This is a genomic window from Gaetbulibacter aestuarii, assembly GCF_039537665.1.
Classification (GTDB): Bacteria; Bacteroidota; Bacteroidia; order Flavobacteriales; family Flavobacteriaceae; genus Gaetbulibacter_A; species Gaetbulibacter_A aestuarii.
Window position 1 is genome coordinate 1,143,918 of the sequence record NZ_BAABAY010000001.1, and the last position, 24,183, is coordinate 1,168,100.

Below are 24,183 nucleotides of genomic sequence, written 5' to 3' on the forward strand. Positions count from 1 at the left end.
CTATTTATATGAAGTAATTACAAGGTATTTAGATAAAAATCCATCCAATAATAAGGATGATAAGTATTCCTGAAACGCCCTGCAATAAAGTTGCTACAGTTTGGGTTTTTAAAGCAGTTTGGGTGTTCATTCCCGAACATTGCGCTACCACCCAAAAGAAACTGTCGTTTAAATGCGAGACCGTCATGGCTCCTGCGCCAATTGCTAGTACGCACAGGGCACGACCCAAGCCGCTATCTAGACCAAAAGATGCTAAAATAGGAGCCATTATGGCTGCTGTTGTTATAATAGATACTGTAGAAGAACCTTGGGCTGTTTTTAATACAGCGGCAATTAGAAATGGCAGGAAAAGTCCAAGATTATAATCGGCAAAATGGGTTCCGATAAAATCACCAATACCCGTTGCTTGCAGAATGGCGCCAAAAGCACCACCGGCCCCCGTAATTAAAATAATAATTCCGGCATCTTTCAATCCGCTGGTAACCCAATGAAAATGATCAGCTTCCGGCACATTTTTTTTCAATCGAAAGGCCAGAAAAACACCAATTAGCAACGCTATTACAGGATTTCCAATAAAGTTTATGAACTGAGCTGCAACAGCCTCACCGAAGGGATGCGTTGGATAGTCTGAAATAGATTTTAAAGCAATCAAAACGATCGGGATAATGATAGGTAAAAATGCAGGTGTAGGTTTAGGAAGCTGCTCCGGTTTATTAGTCTCAGCAGCCTTATCCTGAGTTTCAGATTCAATTTCTTCAGTGTAACTGTAATGTTTTTGAAGATACCGCGCCCAAAAATAACCTACCAGAGACACAGGAAACGCTACGGCTAAACCCAATACAATAACCAAACCGAGATCGGCATTTAAGGCCGCAGTTGCAGCTAAAGGTCCCGGGGTTGGGGGTACAAAAACATGGGCGGTATACAAGCCGGCAGCCAGAGAAACTGCTAGAACCGGGATGGCAATTTTACTGTGTTTACTTAAGGCCTTGTTTAATGGCGATAATATGATGAATCCCGAATCACAATACACCGGTATCGAAACTATAAAACCGGTAATGTTCATAGCCAGTACAGATCGACTTTTACCTATAGTTTTTAGGGCCCATATTGCCATGGTTTTTGCGCCTCCACTTTGTTCTAAATAAGCGCCTATAATAGTGCCGAAAGCGATAATAATCCCAATGCTTCCCAGTGTTTTTCCGAATCCTGAAGTTAGCGTTGTTGTGATATCATCACTATCGAGTCCGCCAACGAAACCCATAACAATTCCAGCTAAAAGTAGTGATAAAAACGGATGAAATTTGTATTTTGAGGCTGCAATCACCATAAGAACGACCACAACTACGAGTGCTATTAAAACAACCATACGTCTTGTTTTTGATTGTAATAAATGTACTAATTAATTATTTGAGATGAAATTCATTCTGGCGCCGGATAAATTTAAAGGGAGTTTAACAGGCTTGCAATTTTGTGAGGTTGTTGAAAATAGTTTGCTCAAAGTTATGCCTGATTCAGAAATTTTGAAACTTCCCTTATCTGATGGGGGTGACGGAACCATTGAAATTCTAGATTATCATTTGGATGGAGAAACCGTAGCCATCACCGTGAGCGACCCTTTGTTCAGGCCCATTCAAAGTTCATTTCTATATATGCCGGCAATAAAAACGGCTTTTGTAGAAATGGCCAATGCATCGGGAATGGCCTTATTAAAAAAAGAAGAGCAAAACTGTTATTACACCACCACCAGGGGAACGGGAGAGGCTATTCTAGCGGCCATAGACAAAGGATCGGAAACCATTATTCTGGGTATTGGTGGTAGTGCTACCAATGATTGTGGCATTGGGATGGCTTCGGCATTGGGCTATCGTTTTTTAGATAAGGAAGGCCATGAACTTTCTCCTACAGGAAAAAATCTTTCTGAAATTTATCAGATCGATACTTCAAAAGTTGATGAACGTTTGAAAAATATAGAGATCAAAGTGGCTTGTGACGTTACGAATCCGTTGTATGGAGAAAACGGCGCTGCCTACGTTTATGGTCCTCAAAAAGGAGCATCACCGGAGGAGATCGAAGCTTTAGATAAAGGGTTGAGGCATATTGCCACCTTGTTTAAAATCCAATTTAATACTGATGTTCAATCCATAAAAGGTGCAGGAGCCGCCGGAGGTATGGGTGCCGGAACAACGATTTTTTTAAATGCAGATCTAATTCCCGGGATCGATCTGGTAAAGCAACTGATAGATTTCGATTCTAAAATAAAAGCTGCAGATTGGATCATTACCGGTGAGGGTTTACTGGATCTTCAAACACTTTCCGGAAAAACGATTCATGGTGTGATAACTTCCGCGAAAGCGGAAAATATTAATGTTGCGGCTTTTTGCGGCGGAATTGCTTTGGATATGGAAGCGCTTAAAAAATTTGGGATTGACCACGCAGCTGCATTGATGCATGAAGCCAGGAATTTGGAAGATGCACTTGAAAATACCCAAAAGTATCTCAGTATTTTAGCTGAAAAATTTGCGAATAAAATAAAGCATACTTAGTCCTTTTCAGGGCTCAGTAAAATGGCATAAATCTGTATAGCAAAGCCTATTAAAACGAGCATAGGTGCTAACCTAATACGGCGCCAGCTGAAAATTTCCGGATTGAAAACATTAGGATCGTCACTGCCACCGCCACTCATTAAAATAAAGCCCAGAGCAATAATAGCAAGACCTATGAACATCCATTTATAGTTCTTTTTTCCAAAAACAAATGTTGGTTTAGATGTTTCTTTTTCCTTTTGTTTTCCCATAGTTCATTCAACTTATGCTACAAAGTAACACATTTATTTAAAATAGGCTTGTTAAGTATTTTGTAAAAATTTAATAATAAAGTTCGTCGGTCTTTAAATTTAAAAAACGCTGGGTGGCAAAATGGGTACTGATCCAGCTTATCACGATGCCCATGGCAAAAATAACTACAAACAATCCAACCATAACGGTAGGGTTGTTCAGTAAACTTAACTCAGGAAATGTTTGATTTACATAATATAATACCACGCCCATGCCGGCCATAGCCAAAATGGCACCGATAATTCCTAAACGCACACTTTTCCATACAAATGGTCTTCTGATAAATTGTTTGGTGGCACCAACCATTTGCATCGTTTTTATGGTGAATCGCTTAGAATATACCGACAATCGAATGGAACTGTTTATGAGTAACACCGCAATCAAGGTGAAAATACCACTGATCACCAAAACCCAGAAACTGATCTTTTGTACATTATTGTTCATAAGATTAACCAGATCGTTGTCGTAAGTTACTTCATCTACAAAATTTCTGGTCATAGCATCAGCCGCCATTTTTTCTAATTGTTCGGTGGTTACAAAGTCGGCTTTCAAATGAATATCAATTGAATTTTGCAAAGGATTATAACCTACAAAATCCATGAAATCCTCGCCGTTTTCAGCCTTCATGATCTCTGCAGCCTGTTCTTTGGAAACATAATCGATGGACTTTACATAATCTGTCATAGCCAGACTTTTTTCAAGCTGTTTAATCTCAACATCCTTCGCCGTATCCTTCAAAAAAATGGTTACCACTACCTGTTCTTTAAAATGATCGGAAACCTTTTTTGCATTGAGAACCAACATACCAAGTAGCCCCAATAAAAATAATACAAGGGCAATACTTAAAACCACTGAAAAATACGAGGAAATTAAGCGGCGTTTTTGATGTTGTTCAAAAGATGAGCTCATAACAATCCGGGATTAATGATGTAAAAATAATAAAGTATATTTAAAGTCTATTTATATAAACTAAAACATATGAACATTGTTGTGTTTGGCGCCGGTGGCGTTGGCGGTTATTTTGGAGCGAAGCTCGTACAAGCCGGATTTGACGTAACATTTATTGCGCGCGGTGCGCATCTGGAAGCCATAAAAAAGAACGGATTACAAATAAAAAGTGTCCAGGGTGATTTTACCGTGCATCCAAAAGCCACTGATGATTTAGCAAAAGTTGGTACTCCGGATCTAGTGATTCTGGGTGTAAAATCATGGCAGGTAACGGAAGTTGCAGAAAAGCTGAAACCCATCATTGGTAAAGACACCATGGTTTTGCCTTTGCAAAATGGTGCCGATAATGCCGATAAACTTCGAGCAGTATTGCCAGAGCATAATGCGCTGGCAGGTTTATGTAAAATTGTGAGTATGGTTGAAGCTCCGGGAGTTATCCGCCACATTACGTTTGAACCGGAGATTGTTTTTGGTGAATATAATAATGAAAAAACAAAACGCGTAAAACAGCTTAAAAGTGTCTTTGATGAAGCTGGTTTTAAAAACACGTTGTCTGATGATATTCACCTGGATATCTGGAAAAAATTTCTTTTCATTTGTACGATTAGCGGTATTGGAGCGCTTACTCGAGCTGTTTTTGGCGACATGCGCTCCCATGAAGGCATCCGTAAGATTATCAAGGATACTGCCGACGAAATGGTTAGTATTGCTAATGCCAAAGGGGTTGGTTTGAGTCCGAAAGATGTTGCAATGGTCATCGGGATTATCGATCAAATGGATTATAATACGACGGCTTCGATGCAACGCGACGTTATGGAAGGAAAACCTAGCGAACTTGAAAATTTCAACGGTTACATTGTAAAGCAGGGTAAATTATTAGGTATTGAAACACCAACCAATGCTTTTATTTACCATTGTTTGCTGCCGCAGGAAGAAAAAGCGCGTGCTTAAACTTTCACTTTCGATTTCCGACTTACCATATAAACGCCAAAAATCACCAGGATGCCGCTGATGATCTTCACCAGATTAATATCTTGTGCGTATTCTTTTTGATCGAATACATTTGCATAGAGAAGAACCATCAAGAAACTGATGAGCGGTTGTAAATAAATATAACTGCTGGTTACGGATGGCGATACATGACTCAGTGAATAAATATTAAAAAGATAGGCGAAGAAGGTCGTGAAAATTACCACAAAGCCCACGGTTAGGTAAGTTCCTAAAGTAAACGCCTCGTAATTTGTATTCATAAAATCACCTATTCCTATCGGGAATGTGAACAGAAATCCAAATAAGAATACCCAGCTCACTACAGTTACGCTATTATATTTTCGCATCAGTGGTTTCACAAAAACGAGATATAAGGAGTAACTCGAAGCATTCAGAAAAATAAAAAGATTACCCAAAAGCGAACTGGTTCCTGAGGCTTCTTTGCCATATAAAATAAGCGCTACGGCACCAATACCTCCAATGGTGATTCCGATGAGTTTATTTCTTGTGATGCGTTCATGAAGGATGAGTGCACCAAAAACAAGCACAATCACGGGAACAACGGTCATGATTATAGAGGCGTCTACCGGTGAAGTTAGGTTGATGCCATGAAAAAATAACAATTGGTTTGCCGCTGCTCCCAACAATCCGCATAACATCAATCGCAAATAGTCACGGGTAGCAACCCGCTCTGTAATCACGAATTTCTTTAGTATCCAGAACAATGGCGTTGCGAAAAGCAGGCGTATAAATACAAAAGCATCCGGCCCAATTTTATCTGGCATGATCCCTTTGGCGATGATGTAATTCACACCATAGATGAGGTTGGCGCCAAGTAAGGCTAAATGTGCTTTTAGGATACTTTTATTCAAAGGGATTTCGGTTTAAGCTGCAAAAGTAGAACTTAAATCTTTAAAAATTACAATTTGAAAAACAAGCCTGCTTATTTAATCCTTGTCAGGGTTTTACAGTTTGTTTATAAAGCGTAAATTTGCGCTTTCAAAAGCGGAACACCGAAAATGACATACGATTTTAACACGATAGAAAAGAAGTGGCAGGATTACTGGGCGAAGCATCAAACCTTCAAAGCCGAGAATCACAGTGATAAACCTAAGTTTTACGTTCTGGATATGTTTCCTTATCCCAGTGGCGCCGGGTTGCATGTGGGGCATCCTCTAGGTTATATTGCCTCGGATATTTATGCACGATACAAACGGCATCAAGGTTTTAACGTTTTGCATCCTCAGGGTTATGATAGTTTTGGCCTTCCGGCGGAACAATACGCGATCCAAACCGGTCAGCATCCGGCCATCACCACAGCCGAAAATATTAAAACCTATCGTCGGCAGTTAGATCAGATCGGATTCTCTTTCGATTGGTCTCGGGAAGTGCGCACTTCCGATCCGAAATATTATAAATGGACACAATGGATTTTTATTCAACTATATAATTCATGGTACAATTACAATAGCAATAAAGCGGAAGATATTTCCAGTCTTATTGCCATTTTTGAATCTGAAGGAAATACAAAGGTTAATGCGGCTTGCGATGACGATGTTACGCTATTTTCAGCAGCGGATTGGAACCAATTCTCTTCAGAAGAACAACAGAAAATATTATTGCAATACCGCCTGACCTATTTGGCGGAAACCGAGGTAAATTGGTGCCCGGAATTAGGAACCGTTTTAGCCAATGATGAGATCGTAAATGGGGTTTCAGAACGTGGCGGACATACGGTGATCCGTAAAAAAATGACCCAGTGGAGTATGCGTATTTCCGCTTACGCGGAACGCTTGCTTCAGGGCTTGGAAAAGATCGATTGGACGGATGCTCTTAAGGAAAGTCAGCGCAACTGGATTGGAAAATCGGTGGGGGCTTCAGTGACATTCCCCATCCTATCCTTCCCCGGAGGGGAAGAGAAAGCTGGGACTAAAAAACCGGGTTATATGACCGGTGGAAATAATTCGGCGATCCTCTTAGAAAAAGCCAAAGCGATGCGCGCTAATCCAACGGAAGCGGAAGCTGCACTTTGGTCTCAACTGAGAAATAAAAACTTAGAAAGTAAATTTAGGCAACAGCATTTGATCGGTGATTTTATTGTTGATTTTGTGTGTTTGAGAAAAAGATTGATCATTGAGGTTGATGGTAAAATTCATGATAGTCAAAAGGAAGCTGATGCCCAACGAACTGAAATTTTAGAGAATGATGGCTTTAAAGTGATTCGGTTCACCAATGAAGAAGTTTTAGGAAATATTGAAGGCGTATTAAAAAGTATAGAACATGAACTTTCAATTAGAAGTTCAATAGAACCGGACTCCGTTCCCCCTCCGGGGGCCAGGGGGATTGAGGTCTTTACTACCCGACCTGATACCATTTTTGGCGTAAGTTTCATGACGCTTGCTCCCGAACATGAACTGGTTTCAAAAATAACAACGCCTGCTCAAAAAGCGGAGGTTGATGCCTATGTAGAGGCCACAGCAAAACGCAGTGAGCGCGAACGTATGGCCGATGTAAAAACCATAACCGGTGCTTTTACCGGGGCTTATGTGGAACACCCATTTACCAAAGAAGCCATTCCGGTTTGGATTGGTGATTATGTTTTGGCGGGTTACGGAACAGGCGCTGTAATGTCGGTACCATGCGGCGACCAGCGTGATTACGATTTTGCGAAACATTTTAATCTGCCCATTCCAAATATTTTTGAAGGCGCGGATATTTCCGAAGAAGCCTTTGCCGATAAAGACAATACGATCATTGCAAATAGTGATTTTCTAAACGGCTTAAACCATAAAGAAGCGACCAAAAAGATCATAGAAGCCCTCGAAAAGATCGGGCAGGGTAAAGGGAAAATAAATTACCGTTTGCGCGATGCGGTGTTTAGCCGTCAGCGTTACTGGGGAGAACCGTTTCCGGTATACTATGTAGATGGTATGCCACAAATGATTGATGCCAAATACTTACCGATTACTCTTCCTGAAGTTGAAAAATATTTACCAACCGAAACCGGGGAACCACCTTTAGGTAATGCGACGGTTTGGGCCTGGGACACCGATAAAAATAAAGTGGTTTCTAATGATCTGATAGATCATAAAACGGTATTTCCACTGGAATTGAATACCATGCCGGGTTGGGCGGGAAGTTCGCAGTACTTTAACCGCTATATGGATCCGCATAATGATGAAGCGATCTTTTCACAGGAAGCTATTAATTATTGGCAACAAGTGGATCTTTACATTGGTGGTAGTGAACATGCTACGGGACACTTATTGTACTCCCGATTCTGGCAGAAATTCATGTTCGATAAAGGTTTGGTGCCTTATGATGAATTTGCTAAAAAACTGATCAATCAGGGGATGATTCTGGGGACGAGTGCTTTTATTTATAGAATAAATGAGAAGCCAAATTTCTTTGTTTCGGGAGAAGTTTATAATAGTTATAAAGATCCTAAAACAAGAAAGGAAACTATAGAATATATTCAAAAGTTTACAGGTCAATCCTTAAGTTCAATTCAATTTGATCCAGTTCATGTGGATGTAAATTATGTAAATTCTTCAAACGAAATGGATGTTTCAACATTCCGAAAGTGGATGAAGAAATATAAATATGATCATATCAAATTTATAACTACTGAAGAAGAGACCAAAAGAGATTCGTTTACCGTCAATCGGGATGTCGAAAAAATGTCCAAATCCAAATACAACGTCGTAAATCCCGACCAAATTTGTGAAGACTACGGTGCCGACAGCCTTCGACTATACGAAATGTTCCTTGGTCCTTTAGAGCAATACAAACCCTGGAACACCGCCGGTATTACCGGTGTGCATAGTTTCCTTAAAAAATTGTGGAAGCTCTACATGGATGATAATGGCTTAAAAGTTACCGAAACGGAACCTTCAAAAGACAGTTTAAAAACACTTCATAAAACCATCAAAAAAGTTCAGGAAGATATTGAGAACTTCTCGTTCAACACTTCGGTTTCAACATTTATGATCGCAGTGAATGAACTCACGGCTCAAAAATGCCATTCCAAAGCCATTTTAGAACCTTTGTTAGTGCTCATCTCGCCTTATGCACCGCATATCGCTGAAGAGCTTTGGGAGCGATTGGGGCACAAAGAGAGTATTGCCACGGCACCTTTCCCGATTTTCGATGAACAGCATTTGGTAGAAAGCAGCAAAAATTATCCGATCTCTTTCAATGGTAAAATGCGTTTCACGATGGAATTACCCTTGGATATGAGTAAAGAAGACATTGAAAAAGCAGTTCTGGAAAACGAGAAAACACAGGAGCAATTGGCCGGTCGAACGCCTAAAAAGGTCATTGTAGTGCCCGGGAAGATCGTGAATATTGTTGGATAATACGTTGTTTTAAAACTTTCAGATTTTAGCCTTTTCGCGGTACTGAATTACAGAATAAATAATTTAACAGTATTTTCACTAAAAGAAAGTGAACAAAAACCCCTTATCACTCAAAATATTCAATTTTTTATTTATAATTTTGCCGCATTATTATAAATCTAAACGAGGTTATTTATGAAAATTGGAGTTCCTATTGAAATCAAGAACAACGAAAACCGTGTAGGGATGACACCTTCCGGTGTTTTTGAATTAACAAAACGAAATCACACCGTATATATTCAGAAAAATGCGGGTTATAATAGTGGTTTTCTGGATGAAGATTACAAAGAGGTTGGTGCTATTATTTTAGACACTATTGAGGAAGTTTACGCTGCCGCGGAAATGATCGTTAAAGTAAAGGAACCCATTGAACCTGAATATAAATTAATTCGTGAGGATCAGGTGGTTTTCACTTATTTCCATTTTGCTTCAAGTGAAGTGCTCACCAGAGCGATGATGGATAGTAAAGCAGTTTGTATTGCTTACGAAACCGTGGAAGATCCTGATGGAAGTTTACCGCTTCTGATACCCATGTCTGAAGTAGCCGGACGTATGTCTGTTCAACAAGGTGCCAAATACCTTGAAAAACCTATTATGGGCCGTGGGATCCTTCTAGGAGGTGTTCCTGGCGTACCGCCTGCAAAAGTTCTCGTTTTGGGAGCAGGTGTTGTAGGAATTCAGGCCGCTAAAATGGCAGCCGGTTTAGGTGCTAACGTATTCATTATGGATATCAATATGAAACAATTACGTTACGTGAGTGATATTATGCCGAATAACGTGATTAGTGAATTCTCAAGTGAATATAACATTAGAAAACATATAAAAGATTCCGATCTTATTATTGGCGGTGTATTGATCAAGGGAGCGAAAGCACCAAAATTAATTACCCGTGATATGCTTAAAGAAATGCAACCCGGAACCGTAATGGTTGATGTGGCTGTAGATCAGGGTGGTTGTTTTGAAACGACTGTTCCAACAACACACCAGGACCCAACCTATATTATTGATGATGTGGTACATTATTCTGTAGCCAATATGCCGGGTGCTGTGCCTTACACATCTACAATGGCACTTACAAACGTAACCTTACCATACGTTGTAAAATTAGCTGAAATGGGTTGGAAAAAAGCTTGCAAAAAGAATCCTTCTTTAGCTAAAGGATTGAATATCGTTAAAGGAAAAATCGTGTATCCTGAGATCGCGGAAGCTTTCGATATGAATTTGGAAACAGTGTAAAACTGACAAACTTTCACATCGTAAATCTGGCGTTATTTTTGCTATATTAGGTAGTAAACAATTTATTTAAAAAGATGATAGAATACTATTTAATTATTGGTGCGATTGCTTTAGCGAGCTGGCTGGTGAGTAACAAACTTAAACGTAAGTTTGAAAAATACTCCAAAGTACAGTTGCATAATGGCATGAGTGGTGCGGAAATAGCTGAAAAGATGCTTTCAGATCACGGCATTACTGATGTTGAAGTGATCTCAACCCCGGGACGATTAACGGACCATTATAACCCCAGAAATAAAACGGTTAATTTAAGCGAAGCTGTGTACAAACAGCGAAACGCGGCAGCTGCGGCTGTAGCGGCACATGAATGTGGCCATGCGGTGCAACATGCAAAAGCCTACAGTTGGTTAACCATGCGATCTGCGTTAGTGCCTGTAGTTAGTGTAACTTCCGGGATGTCTCAGTGGTTAATTATTGGCGGACTGCTTTTAGGTGGTGCTGCCGGAATCGGTTTAGGCTGGTATGCAGCGGCAGCCGGTGTATTCTTCATGGGATTTGCAACCTTATTTAGCTTTATCACCCTTCCTGTTGAGTATGATGCAAGTCACCGTGCTCTGGTTTGGTTGAAGAATAAAAATATCGTTACTCCTGATGAATACAAAGGTTCAGAAGATGCCTTGAAATGGGCTGCAAGAACTTATGTGGTAGCCGCTATTGGGGCTTTAGCTTCTTTATTGTACTGGGCCCTGGCGATTTTTGGTGGTCGTGATTAAAATATATTAATACTATTGAAAAAAACCCTGATAGATTTTATCGGGGTTTTTTATGCTTTCAAGTTGCATTTTCGATATGGCTTTCTGCTCAGAAACCGTATCTTTACAGATATGCAACATACTTCTAAATTACCACATGTAGGCACCAGTATTTTTGCGGTAATGAGTCAATTGGCACGTACCCACAAGGCTATAGATTTATCACAAGGATTTCCTGATTTTGACATGGATAAATCACTGATCGATCTTGCTGTTGGTGCAATGCGCGATGGCCATAATCAGTATGCGCCTATGCCCGGTGTTTTGGAACTGCGCATGGCGATCTCTAAAAAATATGAATTGTTGTATAATAACAGTTATCATCCGGAATCGGAAATTACTATTACTGCCGGGGCAACTCAGGCTATTTTCGGGGTCATTTCTGCTTTTATTAAAAAAGGTGATGAGGTGATCCTATTCAAACCGGCTTACGATAGCTATGAACCAACGGTGGAACTGAATGGCGGTATTCCGGTTTTTGTGGAATTGCAAGGCCCGGATTTTAAAGTGGATTGGAATGCCGTTAAGGCGAAGATTAGTTCGCGTACAAAAATGATCGTGATCAATACGCCTCAAAATCCGATTGGAACCGTATTTTCTGAACATGATATGTTGCAATTACAAAAGGTGACAGACCATACGGATATTATGGTTTTGAGTGATGAGGTTTACGAGCATATTATTTTTGATGATGAAAAACACCAAAGTGCCTGTCGGTTTCCCGGACTCAAATCGAGAACCTTTATCACGGCTTCTTTTGGAAAAACCTTTCACAGTACCGGTTGGAAATTAGGCTATTGTTGCGCACCAAAGGCGCTTATGGAGGAATTTCGGAAAGTCCATCAATTCACAGTGTTTTGCGTGAATCATCCAACCCAATTGGCCATCGCAGAGTATATGGCAGAGCCTGAACATTACCTTGAGTTATCTACGTTTTATCAGCGAAAGCGTGATTTCTTTTTAAGTTTGATAGAATCTTCAGCGTTCACTTTTAAACCATCTAAAGGCACTTATTTTCAATTGTTGGATTATTCAAATATCACCAATGAAAAAGATGTGGATTTTGCCACACGCCTGGTTAAAGAACACGGTTTGGCATCCATACCTATTTCTGTGTTTTATAATGAGCCACCACCTACCAAAGTATTACGTTTTTGTTTTGCTAAAAAAGAAAGCACCTTAGAACAAGCGGCAAAAATTTTAAATTCAATTTCATCATGACAGAAACTTTAAAAATGGCATTGTTACAAGCCGATCTGGTTTGGGAAGATCCACAAAAAAATCGTGAAAATTTCACTAAAAAAATAGAAGCTATTTCAGATGATGTAGACCTTATTGTTCTACCGGAAATGTTTTCCACAGGTTTTACAATGAATGCAGCAGAGGTAGCAGAATCTATGAATGGCGATACGGTAACCTGGATGAAAACTATGGCAAAAAATTCCGGAGCGGCAATTACAGGAAGTTTAGTTATTGAAGAAAATAACAAGTATTACAACCGGATGTTATTTGTGGAACCTTCAGGTAACTTTTCGCAATATGATAAACGCCATACATTTACCTTAGTTGGAGAAGATAAGATATATACGGCTGGGACTGAAAAACTAATTGTTAACTATAAAGGTTGGAAGATCTGTCCTTTGATTTGTTATGATCTGCGTTTTCCTGTGTGGGCACGAAATACGGAAGATTACGACGTTTTAATTTATGTGGCAAACTGGCCAACACCAAGGGTTTCTGCCTGGGATGCCTTGCTTGAAGCCCGAGCCATCGAAAATATGTGTTATTGCATAGGCGTCAATCGTGTGGGGATTGATGGTGTGAATAGTGAATACTCCGGGCACTCGGCGGTATACGATGTTTTAGGAAAAAGGCTTACTGGTTTTGATCCTAACGAGGAAAAAACGGAAATCGTGACACTCGAAAAGCGCCATATTTCGGCCTATCGAAACAAACTAAAGTTTTTGCAAGACCGCGATAGCTTTACGCTTAATTAAAATTCAAGGTTGTGGGATAACCCCAATCTGCACGGACTTCGATATCCTGGAAATGAATCACAGGTTCAGGTTCTATCTTTTTTAAATAGTTTCCGGTGTCGTATTTTTTGTTACCATTTAGGTCTTCTATAGCCCGAATAAAATACACTCCGGGAGCAACATTCAAAAAGTCAACCTGATTACTATTCTCAACGTATCGTTCTTCCTTAACCTCACCGTTTTTATCAGTAAGTTGCATGATTAAGGGTAGTGGTGGATTTGTTAAATAAAATCGAATCGAGCCGAGATCAGAAGCTTTTCTAGTCCCGATTCTGAAGCTTAAACTATCATTCTTATCGCCAAAAAAGTCGGTTATCGCATCAGGTAAAATATCAATAAAATAGCCGTTGTCCTCAGTTTTATCAAAATAAAAATTCAGCTGATTTTGAAGTGTGTCTAATTCCGATCTAAATTCTACAGATGCAGAATCTTTATCCATAATATGGACTTTTGAAACATCTAAACTGTCAAAAGGAGTACTTCCAACAAGCCTAAAAGGTTCGTCTAATTTTAAACCACCTTTACTTCCTTCGATAACCAAAGTATCGCGTTTTTGCTCACTAATGCGTACCGTAAAATCCTTTTTAAATTTTGGTGGATGCGTCACTGTAAATAATAGGGTGTCTACATCTAACCGTGGCTTGTACCAATAATTCAGCGTATCAGCTTTGGGGTCTTTAGTAACGCGGGATACAAAATCATCGGGAACTTCAGAATTAATTTGAATGTTCATCCCCTTGTAATCACCTTCGTAACCAAAAGCAATCTTTTCACCGGACAATAACCGTGGTCTGGTAGCATCAAAATCGATATCCTCGTAAAATAATTTTAAGGTATAGGTGGAATCTGTTGGAACGGTAATAAAGCCTTTATGAAAAGCGATCTGATCTGTTTTTTGTTGAAATTTATTGTCGTTGTTCTCATCTTTTAAAGCCATCAAAAAGTATGTTCCGGCTTTCAAATTTTCTAATGTGAAAGTGGTTAAACTATCCAGAGTATTGGTGATATAACGCGGGGGTTCTCTGTAAACAATGGAGTCGTTAAAGGTAGAATCGGCCTCATAAAGCATCACAGAAATAAAAGTTTGTGGTTTACGGGTTAAGGCATCAATAACCTTTCCTGAAACCTTCAGAGAATCGATATAATCTCCGGTGGAAAACACGTAACGGTAAAACGGGAAAGGGTTACCTTCATTGTTATCTACAATACTATTCCCGAAATTGAAAGCATAAGTGGTATTAGGTTGTAAGGTATCATAAATTTTGATGGTAATTTCCTTACTGGCGCTACCAAGTGGTGTGATTTCCGGTTGTGTTTTCAATGGGGGTGAGATCACCAACTGCTTTTGAAGATTCTCTAGCTTGATGTACTCATCAAAATATATTTTAATTTCCCTACCTTTAAATTGTGTACTGTAATTTTCGGGCTCTGTTTTAATCACCGTTGGTGGCGTTTCATCTTTCGGACCGCCCTCCGGATTGCCTCGATTAGCACAATTAATGGCACTTAAGACAATGATTAGTGCCAATACAACATTTAAAAACCCTTTCTTCATCCAGAAATTAAAATTTTTTACAAACCTACATAATTTATGTGTATAACGCTTCTATTGTTTACGCTATTGCCATGGTTGCAATACTAATTTTTAAATTTTTCGCCTGATTTAGAACGCAAATACAACCTTCCAGTGTGGCACCTGTTGTTATCAGATCATCTACAATAAGGACATGTTTATTTTCCAAAAGTTCGGGATGTACCAGTTTGTAAAGTTCCGGATTGTTATTGAAGCGTTCACTGCGGTTTTTTTTGGTTTGCGTTTTTGTATGGATCACTTTTATTAAAAGATCTTCACGATATTCAGCATTTAGAGAAAACGCTATACGTTTTCCGAATTTGGTAACCTGATTAAAACCTCGTTCTCTAAGTTTCTTTTTATGGATGGGTACCGGAATGATCATATCGATAGCTTGCCATTCCGGGAGTGTTGCAAGTTCCCCGCCTAACCAATCGCCAAGAACCTCTCCGATACCCTGATGCCCTTTATATTTAAGCTCGTGGATGAGGTGTTGTACCGGACCTTTTTTTTCAAATCGAAATAAGGCGGTGCCCTGTTCTATGTTAGCGCGGCCGAATAGAACCTTTTTTAATGCGGGATTTTTGTCAAAATGAAAATTTGTAACCGGTAAGGCATGCCGACAATCGACGCAAATAGAATCCTCACGGACCATAAGCGGTTGATGGCATGCATAGCAAACTTTTGGAAAAAATAAGTTAAGTAAAGACTGTAGCATTTGGGGAAAACTTGGTCTAAGGATAAACTTAGAAAAAATAAACGATTTATGCGTTGTAATTTTTGAATAACACGCGCTTTATTTATGGCGGTTTTATATTTTTGCATCATGGCAAATCAAGATGATCAATTTAAGAAAGTAATCTCTCATGCAAAGGAGTATGGTTACGTGTTCCAGAGTAGTGAGATTTACGATGGATTAAGCGCAGTTTACGATTATGCGCAGAATGGAGCTGAATTAAAGAAGAATATTCGTGACTATTGGTGGAAGGCCATGGTGCAAATGCACGAAAATATAGTGGGTATTGATGCCGCTATTTTTATGCATCCAACCACCTGGAAAGCTTCCGGCCACGTGGATGCTTTTAATGATCCCTTAATTGATAATAAAGATTCGAAAAAACGCTACCGTGCTGATGTACTTATTGAGGATTACTGTGCCAAGATAGAAGCCAAAATAGATAAAGAAGTTGCTAAAGCTGAAAAACGTTTTGGTGATGCTTTTGATAAAGACCAATTTTTAGCTACGAATCCGAGGGTGTTGGGTTATCAGGAAAAAATTGACACGACGCTTTCGCGGATGGCAAAATCTTTGGAAAAAGAGGATCTGGCCGATGTAAAGGCTCTGATAGAAGAATTGGAGATTGCCGACCCATTGACCGGAAGTAAGAACTGGACTGATGTGAAGCAATTCAATTTGATGTTTGGTACGAAGTTGGGAGCCTCTGCTGAAAATGCTATGGACTTGTATTTGCGTCCGGAAACGGCCCAGGGTATTTTTGTAAACTTTTTAAATGTTCAAAAAACCGGAAGGATGAAGATCCCATTTGGTATTGCCCAAACAGGAAAAGCATTCAGGAATGAGATCGTGGCTCGTCAATTTATTTTTAGAATGCGTGAGTTCGAACAGATGGAAATGCAATTTTTCATTAAACCGGGAACCCAAAAAGAATGGTATGATTACTGGAAGGAAACCCGCTTGAAATGGCATCTTTCTTTAGGTATGGGCGAGGAAAATTATCGTTTTCATGACCATGAAAAGTTAGCCCATTATGCGGATGCAGCCGCTGATATTGAATTTAAATTCCCGTTCGGATTTAAAGAATTGGAAGGCATCCACTCCAGAACGGATTTCGATCTAAAAGCGCATGAAAAATATTCTGGTAAAAAATTACAATACTTCGATCCGGAAGAGAATAAAAGTTATGTTCCTTATGTTTTGGAAACTTCGATAGGTTTAGATCGAATGTTCCTGGCCGTATTTTCTAACGCTTTGGAGGATGAGGAATTGGACAATGGTACCACCAGAACCGTTTTAAAATTACCAAGTGTCTTGGCGCCAACAAAAGCGGCTATTTTACCTTTAGTGAAAAAAGATGGTTTACCTGAAATTGCCCAACAGATCGTAGAGGATCTTAAGTGGGATTTTAATATATTTTATGATGAAAAGGATGCCGTTGGTAAACGTTATCGCCGTCAGGATGCTATTGGAACACCATTTTGTATCACGGTGGATCACGATACTTTAACTGATAACACCGTAACCATTCGCTATCGTGATAGCATGGCGCAGGAACGTGTGAAAATTGATGATTTGCGCGACCTGATCAGAAAAGAGGTGGATATGCGCAACTGGCTCTTAAAAATGAAATAAGCATTACAGAGATAAAAAAGAAAAGCCGAAACGTGAGTTTCGGCTTTTTATTTATACGGCTATTTGCCGATCTATTTGTTGATCTAGTGAGATTAAAGATTCCGTGCGTAAAACTCCTGAAATAGACTGGATATCTTTATTGAGTAAATGCATTAAATGTGCATTATCATGACACAAGATCTTGATAAAAATATTCCATTGTCCCGTAGTATAATGGCACTCGGTTACCTCCGGCATTTTTCTTAGAGTGCGAACAACATCTTCATAGTTACTCGCTCTGTCTAGATAAATACCCACAAATGCAAGTGTAGAATAACCTAATACTTTGGGGTTTAAAATAAATTTTGAACCGACTAATAATTTAGACTTTTCAAGTTTTCTTAGGCGTTGATGAATGGCAGCACCGGAAATACCCACATTTCGGGCAATTTCAAGTATTGGCGTTCGGGCATCCGTAGTCAGTGCCCTTAGAATTTTCTTGTCGATGCCATCGATGATGATGGTTTTGCTTTTAAGCTTCATGTTGGTTTGCTTTCGTTTTAAAATCAAAAATACTCATTTACTTTTAATATGAAAGTTTTTTTTGTTGATACTCCCTATCGGCAGGTAGGGATTGCAGCGGCATCCTTTATTGAAGTATTAAAAAAAGATACATCAGAAAGCCCGACCCGCAGAGTAACATCCAAGATCTAACTATTTAAGGGATTGTAGCCTAAATAGGGAACTTCTTTTTCATTGAATTTTATTTCGAAACTTTTAAGCTCTTCCAAAATAGGCTCGTAAATTTCTTTGGTTATTGGGATGTGAACGCCCGGGGTAGTGATCTTTTTGTTAAGAATAGCGAGGGTGGCCATAGCTACCGGCAGACCAACAGTTTTTGCCATAGCGGTGTAGGTTTGGTTCTCGCCGATGCAAACCATGTTGGACTCGATCTGATGTTTTTCCCCATCTTTCTCATAACCGAATTTATGGTACATCACGATCATATCTTTATCGTCGTGATCGAGCATCCAGCTATCACTTAATATTTTTTGAAGAATTTGTGCGGGGGTAGCTTTTTTGAGTTCCACTCTTTTTGTGGCATCAAACAAATTGAGCTCTGTGAGCTTGTCCCAAACAATATCGTCCTGATCGATCTTAACCTGATGGCGCAGTTTGAGTTCTACAGAATCATTTGGGCTATAGGGCAGAAATGCATTTGTAAAATCGCGATAGCTCATGTTCTCACTGTCGTCGATGGTATAACTGTCGTCCGTCATGCCAAGCATTACAAAAATATTCCAGGCACGGCTAAATCCCACCCGGCGCATGGTACCACGGTAAAGCGTTTTTACGTTATCGAGGCCATAAGCACTTTGATATTTCAATGAATCGCGGTTGGCATAAGCTTCGAAACGGCCAAAATTTTCAATATCCAGAAATTCTGTACGGCGGAAAAGGCGGTGGTAAGGAATATATTTATAGGCGCCTTCCTGTAAAAATTTAGCAGCGCCACCTTGCCCTGCGACAACCACATTTCTGGGGTTCCAGGTAAATTTGTAATTCCATAGATTATCATCACTTTCCGGTGCTACAAGTCCGCCACAAAATGATTCAAAAAGAATCACCTTGCCACCATCTTCACGAATGCGATCGATAACCTGCATGGCACTCATGTGGTCTATTCCGGGATCGACACCAATTTCATTCATTAATATCACACCTTCCTTTTTCGCAGTATTATCGAGATCTTGCATCTCATTGCTCACGTAGGAGGCGGTTACCATGTGTTTTTTGAAACGAACACAATCCTTGGCCACTTCAATGTGAAAACGGGCCGGTAACATAGAGATAACAATATCCGCAGCTTTTATGGCATTTTCACGGGCCGGGGCATCAAAAACATCTAGCGTTTTTACCTCGGCATTGGGGTGTTTATTAATGAGTTTTTTAGCGTGATCGGTGTTGAGATCGGCCACGGTAATAAACAAGTTTTCAGTGTTTGCTTTGTTTAAAAGGTATTTTAAAAGGTAGGAGGTAGATTTTCCTGAACCTATTATCAAAATCTTTCGCATAAGTAAATTTTGTTAAGTACTTTTGTATTACTAATGTAGCTATTTTAACTACTTGATTTGAAACCTACACATGAATAAATCTATTTTAGTAACGGCGTCGGTTTTAGGTTTTACCGGGATTATTTTAGGAGCCTTTGCAGCTCATGGTTTAAAACAACTTGTTCCCGCTGAATCGGTAACCAGTTTTGAGACCGGAGTGCGTTACCAAATGTATCATGCGTTCTTTCTTTTATTTTTAGGATTGACCAATTTTCTGTCTGAAAAAACCAAAAAATCCATGTTTTGGCTCACCCTTCTGGGGGTCATTTTTTTCTCAGGATCCATTTACGGATTGGCAACCAATAGTTTATACACTTTTGATTTTACCACCCTTGCTTTCGTAACGCCTGTTGGCGGCTTACTTTTTATTATCACATGGGGACTACTTTTTGTCAATTTCCTAAAAATAAAGCCTAAAAGTAATAATTAATAAATATTAAACAGAAATAATATTATATTTTTGCGATATAATTAAAACAAACTCAAACAATGCTTAATTCTGATCAACTTACTACAACGATTTCGTTAGAAGATTACGGAATAAAAAACGCTAAAGTGAAGTACCAGTTATCACCGGAAAAATTACAGGAACTTACTCTAAAAAAAGGGCAAGGTGTTGAAACAGCTTCTGGTGTTTTGGCCGTGAATACCGGTGAATTTACCGGGCGCTCCCCGAAGGATCGTTTTATTGTTAAAGATGACATTACTTCGGAAAAAATTTGGTGGGGCGATATCAATATTCCTTTTGATCCTGAAAAATTTGATGCGCTCTACGATAAGGTAACAGATTACCTCTCGGAAAAGGAGGTTTTTGTTCGCGATAGTTATGCTTGTGCCGCTCCTAACTACAAGCTTAATATTCGCGTAATTAATGAGTATCCGTGGAGTAATATGTTTGCTTATAATATGTTCTTGCGTCCTAATGAGAAGGCTTTGGAAGATTTTGATCCGGAATGGCTTATTGTAAATGCTCCGGGGTTTATGGCCGATCCAAAAACAGACGGAACGCGTCAGCATAATTTTGCAATTCTGAACTTTACCAAAAAGATCGCTTTGATTGGTGGTACCGGCTATACCGGTGAGATCAAGAAAGGTATCTTTTCGGCCTTGAATTTTATACTTCCTGTATACAAGAACACGCTTCCTATGCATTGTAGTGCTAATGTTGGAAAAGACGATGATACTGCTATTTTCTTTGGACTTTCCGGAACAGGAAAAACAACGTTATCGACAGATCCGAATCGTAGTTTGATTGGTGATGATGAGCATGGTTGGACCAACGAGAATACCGTTTTTAATTTTGAAGGTGGTTGCTATGCCAAGGTAATCAATCTTTCAAAAGAAAAGGAACCTGAAATTTACGACGCTATTAAAAAAGGTGCCATTCTTGAAAATGTTATTTTGGATGATAAAGGTGAGGTTGATTTTGCCGATACTTCGATTACTCAAAATACAAGAGTGAGTTATCCTATTGATCATATTGAAAACATCAGGAAACCATCGATTGGCAGAAACCCTAAAAACATTTTCTTTTTAACGGCCGATGCTTTCGGTGTAATTCCTCCAATTTCCAAACTAACACCGGCTCAGGCAGCCTATCATTTTATTTCCGGTTATACAGCTAAAGTAGCAGGAACTGAAGCTGGCGTTGTAGAACCTGTACCTAGTTTTTCAGCTTGCTTTGGAGCACCATTTATGCCATTGCATCCGGCGAAATATGCGGAAATGCTGAGCAAGAAAATGAAGACCAGCGGTGTTAATGTATGGTTGGTGAATACCGGTTGGACCGGCGGTCCTTATGGTGTTGGAAAACGTATGGAATTAAAATATACCAGAGCGATGATCAATGCTGTTCTAAACGGCGATCTAGGCTTGTATAATTACGATAATTACCATATTCACTCGGTGTTTGGTGTTGCGCAACCACGTGAATGCCCTGGTGTTCCAACGCGTGTGTTGAGTCCGCGAGCCACCTGGAATAACGACCAGGCTTATTATGAAATGGCTTTCAAATTAACCAATGCCTTCAGGGAAAACTTCAAAAAGTTTGAGATGCATTGTAATGAAGAGATCAGACGTGGCGGCCCACAACGCTACGGTTTTTAAAAATAAAATCTCCAATGTTTATTGGGGATTTTTTGTTTTGAATCTGTAACGATTTATAGAATAATAATTAAAAGTAAAATGATGATAATCGCTCCTGTTGAAATGTAAAGTCCGTTGCCGGATGAGCGAATTTCTCTCTTAATAGTGCGTACTTCTTTTCGAAGTTCTTTACGTTCAACACGACTAAGGTCCGATTTATCCATATCTTTTATTTCCTCAAGGCGGTTAAGCATGGTCTTAACCTCGGCCGGAATTTCTGTTTTTTCTGTTGTTTTCGATGTTGGATTAATTTCGCTGGCCATAACCGAATTCGGAACCATTACCAACGATAATACCATCAGGGATAAGCAAAGCAGCTGTTTTTTCATGATGAATGATTTTTGTTATTAGTGTTATAAATGTACAATTTAAAAATAACATTGAAAACGCTTTTGTTTTTTAGGCCTCTAAAACAGGTAGTGGAAAAAATAAAAAACCCGATCTTTCATAAAAAGGTCGGGCTTTTAGTTATAATGACTGAAAAGATTATTTTCCTTTGTTTACTTTATCAATATATTTTTGAAGTGCCATGGTCATGGAAGGTGTTTCGGGAGTTGGCGCAGCAATATCTACACGTAACCCTTTTTCCTCTACAGCCTTAATGGTGGTATTTCCAAAAACCGCAATACGGGTATCATTTTGTTTGAAATCCGGAAAATTCTGGAATAATGATTCAATACCAGACGGACTAAAAAACACTAAAACATCATAATACACATTGGCAAGATCAGAAAGGTCGCTTACTACAGTTTTATAAAATGTAGCTTGTTTCCAATTGATACCTAAATTATCCAGAGTTTCTGGAACTAAAGGTTTAACCTTATCCGTTGTTGGCAACAAAAACTTTTCGTCTTTGTATTTCTTAATTAAAGGGGTTAATTCTGGAAAAGTTCGTTTACCAACATAGATTTTGCGTTTTCTGTAAACTACATATTTTTGAAGATAATAGGCTACAGCTTCGGATTGGCAGAAATACTTCATGGTGTCTGGCACCGTAAAGCGCATTTCTTTGGCAACTCTAAAAAAGTGATCTACTGCATTTCGACTGGTTAAAATAATAGCGGTGTAATTGCTTAAATCGACTTTTTGTTGTCTAATTTCTTTTGCCGACACACCCTCTACATGTATGAAAGGTCTGAAGTCAATTTTAACCTTTTGTTTTTCCTGCAATTCATAATAAGGCGAATTCTCAATTTTAGGTTCCGGTTGAGATACTAAAATGGTTTTCACTTTCATAAGTTCAAATTGTTTATTTTATGGAACAAATACCTTGTATAAAACAAGATAGGGTGCGATTTCAAGAGCGCAAAGATACAAAATAAAATAGAATAAATGCTGTTTTATAATACTTTGATTTGTTTTTATTGTCGAAATTAAACCCGTGAAATTCACCAAAACAAGGATACCTAAAAAGCTGTAAATGAGTGCTTCAGAAACATCTAACGTATAAAGTAACAAAGCGTTGAACGGCAAGAGAACAAGACCTAGAAAATTCTTGTAACTAATTTTTTGAAATAAGTAATTATCCATAAGATCATCAATTTCAAATAAGCTTCCAACTAAACGTTCGATAAGTACTTTGGCTACAATAAAAACACCAATACCTACACCAATTTTTATTAAAATATCCGGGTATACTGTACGCGTACCAACACCATATTCATATATAATGTAGAAAAATACTGCTGTGCATACTACGAGATTTGCAAATAGTAACGCTTCAAACAAATCCAGAAATTTTTGATCTTTTCTGTAAACTTTAAGGTATTTAGGTTTGAATAGTAAATTAATGAAATCCAAAAAGCGTCCAGGAGCCAGCAATTTGGCCAATGCAATAAAAATGAGGCCGGCAACAAGAAGGATGGTTAGGGGCTCGTTATGTTCAATATATCTCAGCACGTCGTAAAATTATTATAAATATTGAAACGGGTTTCTAATTATTAGGGATTATTTAAAAAAAATTCTTTTATAAATATCTTACATTTGCTAAAAAAACAGACCAATACCAAGGCCTTTAGTATGGAGCAAAGTTTAGTTATTATTCCTACTTATAATGAGATTGAAAATATAGAAGCCATTATTAAGGCCGTTTTTCAGCAATCTGAATCAGTTCATGTACTTGTTGTTGATGACAATTCACCTGATCTGACAGCCGGAAAAGTAAAGGAACTGCAGGCAACCTATTCCCGGCGGTTATTTCTGGAAGAACGAGAGGCAAAAACCGGACTGGGAACGGCTTACATCCATGGATTTAAATGGGCGTTGGCTCGCGATTATCAATATATCTTTGAAATGGATGCTGATTTTTCACATAATCCGGTAGATTTACCGCGACTTTACTCGGCCAGTCTCGAAGAGCAGGCTGATGTGGTTATCGGATCGCGATACATCAAAGGCGTAAATGTGGTGAACTGGCCTTTAACCCGTGTGCTTATGTCATATTTGGCATCGGTTTATGTTCGTATTATAACAGGAATGAAAATTCACGATACCACAGCCGGTTTTGTATGCTACAAGCGTCGTGTACTGGAAGCCATCAATCTGGATGAAATTAAATTTATTGGTTATGCCTTTCAAATTGAAATGAAATTTAAAGCGTATCTCGGTGGATTTAAGATTCTTGAAATACCTGTCATTTTTACAGATCGAACAAAAGGAGAATCAAAATTGAGTTCTGGCATCATTTCTGAAGCTATCTTTGGAGTGATTTCTATGAAAATGAAAAGTCTGTTTAAAAAATAAAATGCT

22 protein-coding genes are annotated in these 24,183 nt (G+C 39.0%); 11 read left to right on the forward strand and 11 right to left on the reverse strand.

Going from position 1 to position 24,183, the window contains the following annotated elements:
- Window positions 1-28: 28 nt before the first annotated feature.
- On the reverse strand, window positions 29-1,369 hold the full coding sequence (locus tag ABD682_RS05110; protein WP_344739737.1) for a GntP family permease: 1,341 nt from the start codon (window positions 1,367-1,369) through the stop codon (window positions 29-31).
- 46 nt (window positions 1,370-1,415) lie between these two features.
- Here ABD682_RS05110 and ABD682_RS05115 point away from each other — a divergent pair, with 46 nt between their 5' ends.
- Window positions 1,416-2,546: a glycerate kinase gene (locus ABD682_RS05115; protein ID WP_344739739.1), complete on the forward strand. Its 1,131-nt coding sequence runs from the start codon at window positions 1,416-1,418 to the stop codon at window positions 2,544-2,546.
- Here ABD682_RS05115 and ABD682_RS05120 read toward each other — a convergent pair.
- Both ABD682_RS05120 and ABD682_RS05125 read right to left on the reverse strand, forming a co-directional pair.
- Entirely contained in the window at window positions 2,543-2,797 is a 255-nt protein-coding gene (locus tag ABD682_RS05120; RefSeq protein ID WP_344739741.1) for a DUF3098 domain-containing protein, read from the reverse strand. The genes ABD682_RS05115 and ABD682_RS05120 overlap by 4 nt on opposite strands.
- Window positions 2,798-2,867: 70 nt before the next feature.
- A complete protein-coding gene (locus ABD682_RS05125) occupies window positions 2,868-3,746 on the reverse strand; it encodes a cell division protein FtsX (protein WP_344739743.1) in 879 nt (292 codons plus the stop codon).
- A 69-nt stretch (window positions 3,747-3,815) separates the two neighbouring features.
- Here ABD682_RS05125 and ABD682_RS05130 point away from each other — a divergent pair, with 69 nt between their 5' ends.
- Entirely contained in the window at window positions 3,816-4,736 is a 921-nt protein-coding gene (locus tag ABD682_RS05130; protein WP_344739745.1) for a ketopantoate reductase family protein, read from the forward strand.
- Here the strand turns inward: ABD682_RS05130 and ABD682_RS05135 are convergent.
- Window positions 4,733-5,647 carry a DMT family transporter gene (locus ABD682_RS05135; protein WP_344739747.1) on the reverse strand — a complete coding sequence of 305 codons (915 nt, stop codon included), beginning with the start codon at window positions 5,645-5,647 and terminating at the stop codon, window positions 4,733-4,735. The two genes, ABD682_RS05130 and ABD682_RS05135, sit on opposite strands and share 4 nt — an antisense overlap.
- Before the next feature lie 147 nt (window positions 5,648-5,794).
- Between ABD682_RS05135 and ABD682_RS05140 the strand changes: the two genes are divergently transcribed.
- The 5 genes from ABD682_RS05140 (at window position 5,795) to ABD682_RS05160 (ending at window position 13,214) form a co-directional block, all read left to right on the forward strand.
- On the forward strand, window positions 5,795-9,133 hold the full coding sequence (locus tag ABD682_RS05140; protein WP_344739749.1) for a leucine--tRNA ligase: 3,339 nt from the start codon (window positions 5,795-5,797) through the stop codon (window positions 9,131-9,133).
- Between the two features lie 174 nt (window positions 9,134-9,307).
- Complete coding sequence (ald, locus tag ABD682_RS05145) at window positions 9,308-10,408, forward strand: alanine dehydrogenase (RefSeq protein WP_344739751.1); 1,101 nt, start codon at window positions 9,308-9,310, stop codon at window positions 10,406-10,408.
- A 74-nt stretch (window positions 10,409-10,482) separates the two neighbouring features.
- Complete coding sequence (locus tag ABD682_RS05150) at window positions 10,483-11,178, forward strand: zinc metallopeptidase (RefSeq protein WP_344739753.1); 696 nt, start codon at window positions 10,483-10,485, stop codon at window positions 11,176-11,178.
- Window positions 11,179-11,289: 111 nt separating this feature from the next.
- Window positions 11,290-12,438, forward strand: coding sequence for a methionine aminotransferase (locus ABD682_RS05155; RefSeq protein ID WP_344739755.1), 1,149 nt, complete (start codon window positions 11,290-11,292; stop codon window positions 12,436-12,438).
- Complete coding sequence (locus ABD682_RS05160; RefSeq protein ID WP_344739757.1) at window positions 12,435-13,214, forward strand: amidohydrolase; 780 nt, start codon at window positions 12,435-12,437, stop codon at window positions 13,212-13,214. Before ABD682_RS05155 ends, ABD682_RS05160 begins: the two co-directional genes overlap by 4 nt.
- Here ABD682_RS05160 and ABD682_RS05165 read toward each other — a convergent pair.
- A complete protein-coding gene (locus ABD682_RS05165; protein WP_344739759.1) occupies window positions 13,207-14,808 on the reverse strand; it encodes an Ig-like domain-containing protein in 1,602 nt (533 codons plus the stop codon). The genes ABD682_RS05160 and ABD682_RS05165 overlap by 8 nt on opposite strands.
- Before the next feature lie 58 nt (window positions 14,809-14,866).
- Window positions 14,867-15,481 carry a ComF family protein gene (locus ABD682_RS05170; RefSeq protein ID WP_344739761.1) on the reverse strand — a complete coding sequence of 205 codons (615 nt, stop codon included), beginning with the start codon at window positions 15,479-15,481 and terminating at the stop codon, window positions 14,867-14,869.
- A gap of 171 nt (window positions 15,482-15,652) precedes the next feature.
- Here ABD682_RS05170 and ABD682_RS05175 point away from each other — a divergent pair, with 171 nt between their 5' ends.
- Complete coding sequence (locus ABD682_RS05175) at window positions 15,653-17,197, forward strand: glycine--tRNA ligase (RefSeq protein ID WP_344739763.1); 1,545 nt, start codon at window positions 15,653-15,655, stop codon at window positions 17,195-17,197.
- A gap of 51 nt (window positions 17,198-17,248) precedes the next feature.
- Here ABD682_RS05175 and ABD682_RS05180 read toward each other — a convergent pair whose 3' ends face one another.
- Complete coding sequence (locus ABD682_RS05180) at window positions 17,249-17,719, reverse strand: Lrp/AsnC ligand binding domain-containing protein (protein ID WP_344739765.1); 471 nt, start codon at window positions 17,717-17,719, stop codon at window positions 17,249-17,251.
- Between the two features lie 167 nt (window positions 17,720-17,886).
- Window positions 17,887-19,251 (reverse strand): saccharopine dehydrogenase family protein, encoded by a 1,365-nt coding sequence (locus ABD682_RS05185; protein WP_344739767.1) that lies wholly within the window; start codon window positions 19,249-19,251, stop codon window positions 17,887-17,889.
- Window positions 19,252-19,321: 70 nt separating this feature from the next.
- Here ABD682_RS05185 and ABD682_RS05190 point away from each other — a divergent pair, with 70 nt between their 5' ends.
- Together ABD682_RS05190 and pckA are read left to right on the forward strand one after the other, a co-directional pair.
- Window positions 19,322-19,720 (forward strand): DUF423 domain-containing protein, encoded by a 399-nt coding sequence (locus ABD682_RS05190; protein WP_344739769.1) that lies wholly within the window; start codon window positions 19,322-19,324, stop codon window positions 19,718-19,720.
- Window positions 19,721-19,779: 59 nt separating this feature from the next.
- The gene (gene pckA / locus ABD682_RS05195) at window positions 19,780-21,396 is read left to right on the forward strand and encodes a phosphoenolpyruvate carboxykinase (ATP) (RefSeq protein ID WP_344739771.1); all 1,617 of its coding nucleotides are present in this window, start codon (window positions 19,780-19,782) and stop codon (window positions 21,394-21,396) included.
- Window positions 21,397-21,449: 53 nt separating this feature from the next.
- Here pckA and ABD682_RS05200 read toward each other — a convergent pair whose 3' ends face one another.
- The 3 genes from ABD682_RS05200 to ABD682_RS05210 all read right to left on the reverse strand — a co-directional run bounded on the left by ABD682_RS05200 (window position 21,450) and on the right by ABD682_RS05210 (window position 23,334).
- On the reverse strand, window positions 21,450-21,764 hold the full coding sequence (locus ABD682_RS05200; RefSeq protein WP_344739773.1) for a hypothetical protein: 315 nt from the start codon (window positions 21,762-21,764) through the stop codon (window positions 21,450-21,452).
- A gap of 157 nt (window positions 21,765-21,921) precedes the next feature.
- Window positions 21,922-22,671: a uroporphyrinogen-III synthase gene (locus ABD682_RS05205; RefSeq protein ID WP_344739775.1), complete on the reverse strand. Its 750-nt coding sequence runs from the start codon at window positions 22,669-22,671 to the stop codon at window positions 21,922-21,924.
- 18 nt (window positions 22,672-22,689) lie between these two features.
- The gene (locus tag ABD682_RS05210; protein WP_344739777.1) at window positions 22,690-23,334 is read right to left on the reverse strand and encodes a DUF4271 domain-containing protein; all 645 of its coding nucleotides are present in this window, start codon (window positions 23,332-23,334) and stop codon (window positions 22,690-22,692) included.
- A 120-nt stretch (window positions 23,335-23,454) separates the two neighbouring features.
- Here ABD682_RS05210 and ABD682_RS05215 point away from each other — a divergent pair, with 120 nt between their 5' ends.
- Complete coding sequence (locus ABD682_RS05215; protein ID WP_344740803.1) at window positions 23,455-24,177, forward strand: polyprenol monophosphomannose synthase; 723 nt, start codon at window positions 23,455-23,457, stop codon at window positions 24,175-24,177.
- Window positions 24,178-24,183 lie beyond the last annotated feature (6 nt).

Bases quoted from the DNA above. Each gene is read 5' to 3' on its own strand.
- ABD682_RS05110 (WP_344739737.1), bottom strand. From the start codon at position 1,369: ATGGTTGTTTTAATAGCACTCGTAGTTGTGGTCGTTCTTATGGTGATT.
- ABD682_RS05115 (WP_344739739.1), top strand. From the start codon at position 1,416: ATGAAATTCATTCTGGCGCCGGATAAATTTAAAGGGAGTTTAACAGGC.
- ABD682_RS05120 (WP_344739741.1), bottom strand. From the start codon at position 2,797: ATGGGAAAACAAAAGGAAAAAGAAACATCTAAACCAACATTTGTTTTT.
- ABD682_RS05125 (WP_344739743.1), bottom strand. From the start codon at position 3,746: ATGAGCTCATCTTTTGAACAACATCAAAAACGCCGCTTAATTTCCTCG.
- ABD682_RS05130 (WP_344739745.1), top strand. From the start codon at position 3,816: ATGAACATTGTTGTGTTTGGCGCCGGTGGCGTTGGCGGTTATTTTGGA.
- ABD682_RS05140 (WP_344739749.1), top strand. From the start codon at position 5,795: ATGACATACGATTTTAACACGATAGAAAAGAAGTGGCAGGATTACTGG.
- ald (WP_344739751.1), top strand. From the start codon at position 9,308: ATGAAAATTGGAGTTCCTATTGAAATCAAGAACAACGAAAACCGTGTA.
- ABD682_RS05150 (WP_344739753.1), top strand. From the start codon at position 10,483: ATGATAGAATACTATTTAATTATTGGTGCGATTGCTTTAGCGAGCTGG.
- ABD682_RS05155 (WP_344739755.1), top strand. From the start codon at position 11,290: ATGCAACATACTTCTAAATTACCACATGTAGGCACCAGTATTTTTGCG.
- ABD682_RS05160 (WP_344739757.1), top strand. From the start codon at position 12,435: ATGACAGAAACTTTAAAAATGGCATTGTTACAAGCCGATCTGGTTTGG.
- ABD682_RS05165 (WP_344739759.1), bottom strand. From the start codon at position 14,808: ATGAAGAAAGGGTTTTTAAATGTTGTATTGGCACTAATCATTGTCTTA.
- ABD682_RS05170 (WP_344739761.1), bottom strand. From the start codon at position 15,481: ATGGTCCGTGAGGATTCTATTTGCGTCGATTGTCGGCATGCCTTACCG.
- ABD682_RS05175 (WP_344739763.1), top strand. From the start codon at position 15,653: ATGGCAAATCAAGATGATCAATTTAAGAAAGTAATCTCTCATGCAAAG.
- ABD682_RS05180 (WP_344739765.1), bottom strand. From the start codon at position 17,719: ATGAAGCTTAAAAGCAAAACCATCATCATCGATGGCATCGACAAGAAA.
- ABD682_RS05185 (WP_344739767.1), bottom strand. From the start codon at position 19,251: ATGCGAAAGATTTTGATAATAGGTTCAGGAAAATCTACCTCCTACCTT.
- ABD682_RS05190 (WP_344739769.1), top strand. From the start codon at position 19,322: ATGAATAAATCTATTTTAGTAACGGCGTCGGTTTTAGGTTTTACCGGG.
- pckA (WP_344739771.1), top strand. From the start codon at position 19,780: ATGCTTAATTCTGATCAACTTACTACAACGATTTCGTTAGAAGATTAC.
- ABD682_RS05200 (WP_344739773.1), bottom strand. From the start codon at position 21,764: ATGAAAAAACAGCTGCTTTGCTTATCCCTGATGGTATTATCGTTGGTA.
- ABD682_RS05205 (WP_344739775.1), bottom strand. From the start codon at position 22,671: ATGAAAGTGAAAACCATTTTAGTATCTCAACCGGAACCTAAAATTGAG.
- ABD682_RS05215 (WP_344740803.1), top strand. From the start codon at position 23,455: ATGGAGCAAAGTTTAGTTATTATTCCTACTTATAATGAGATTGAAAAT.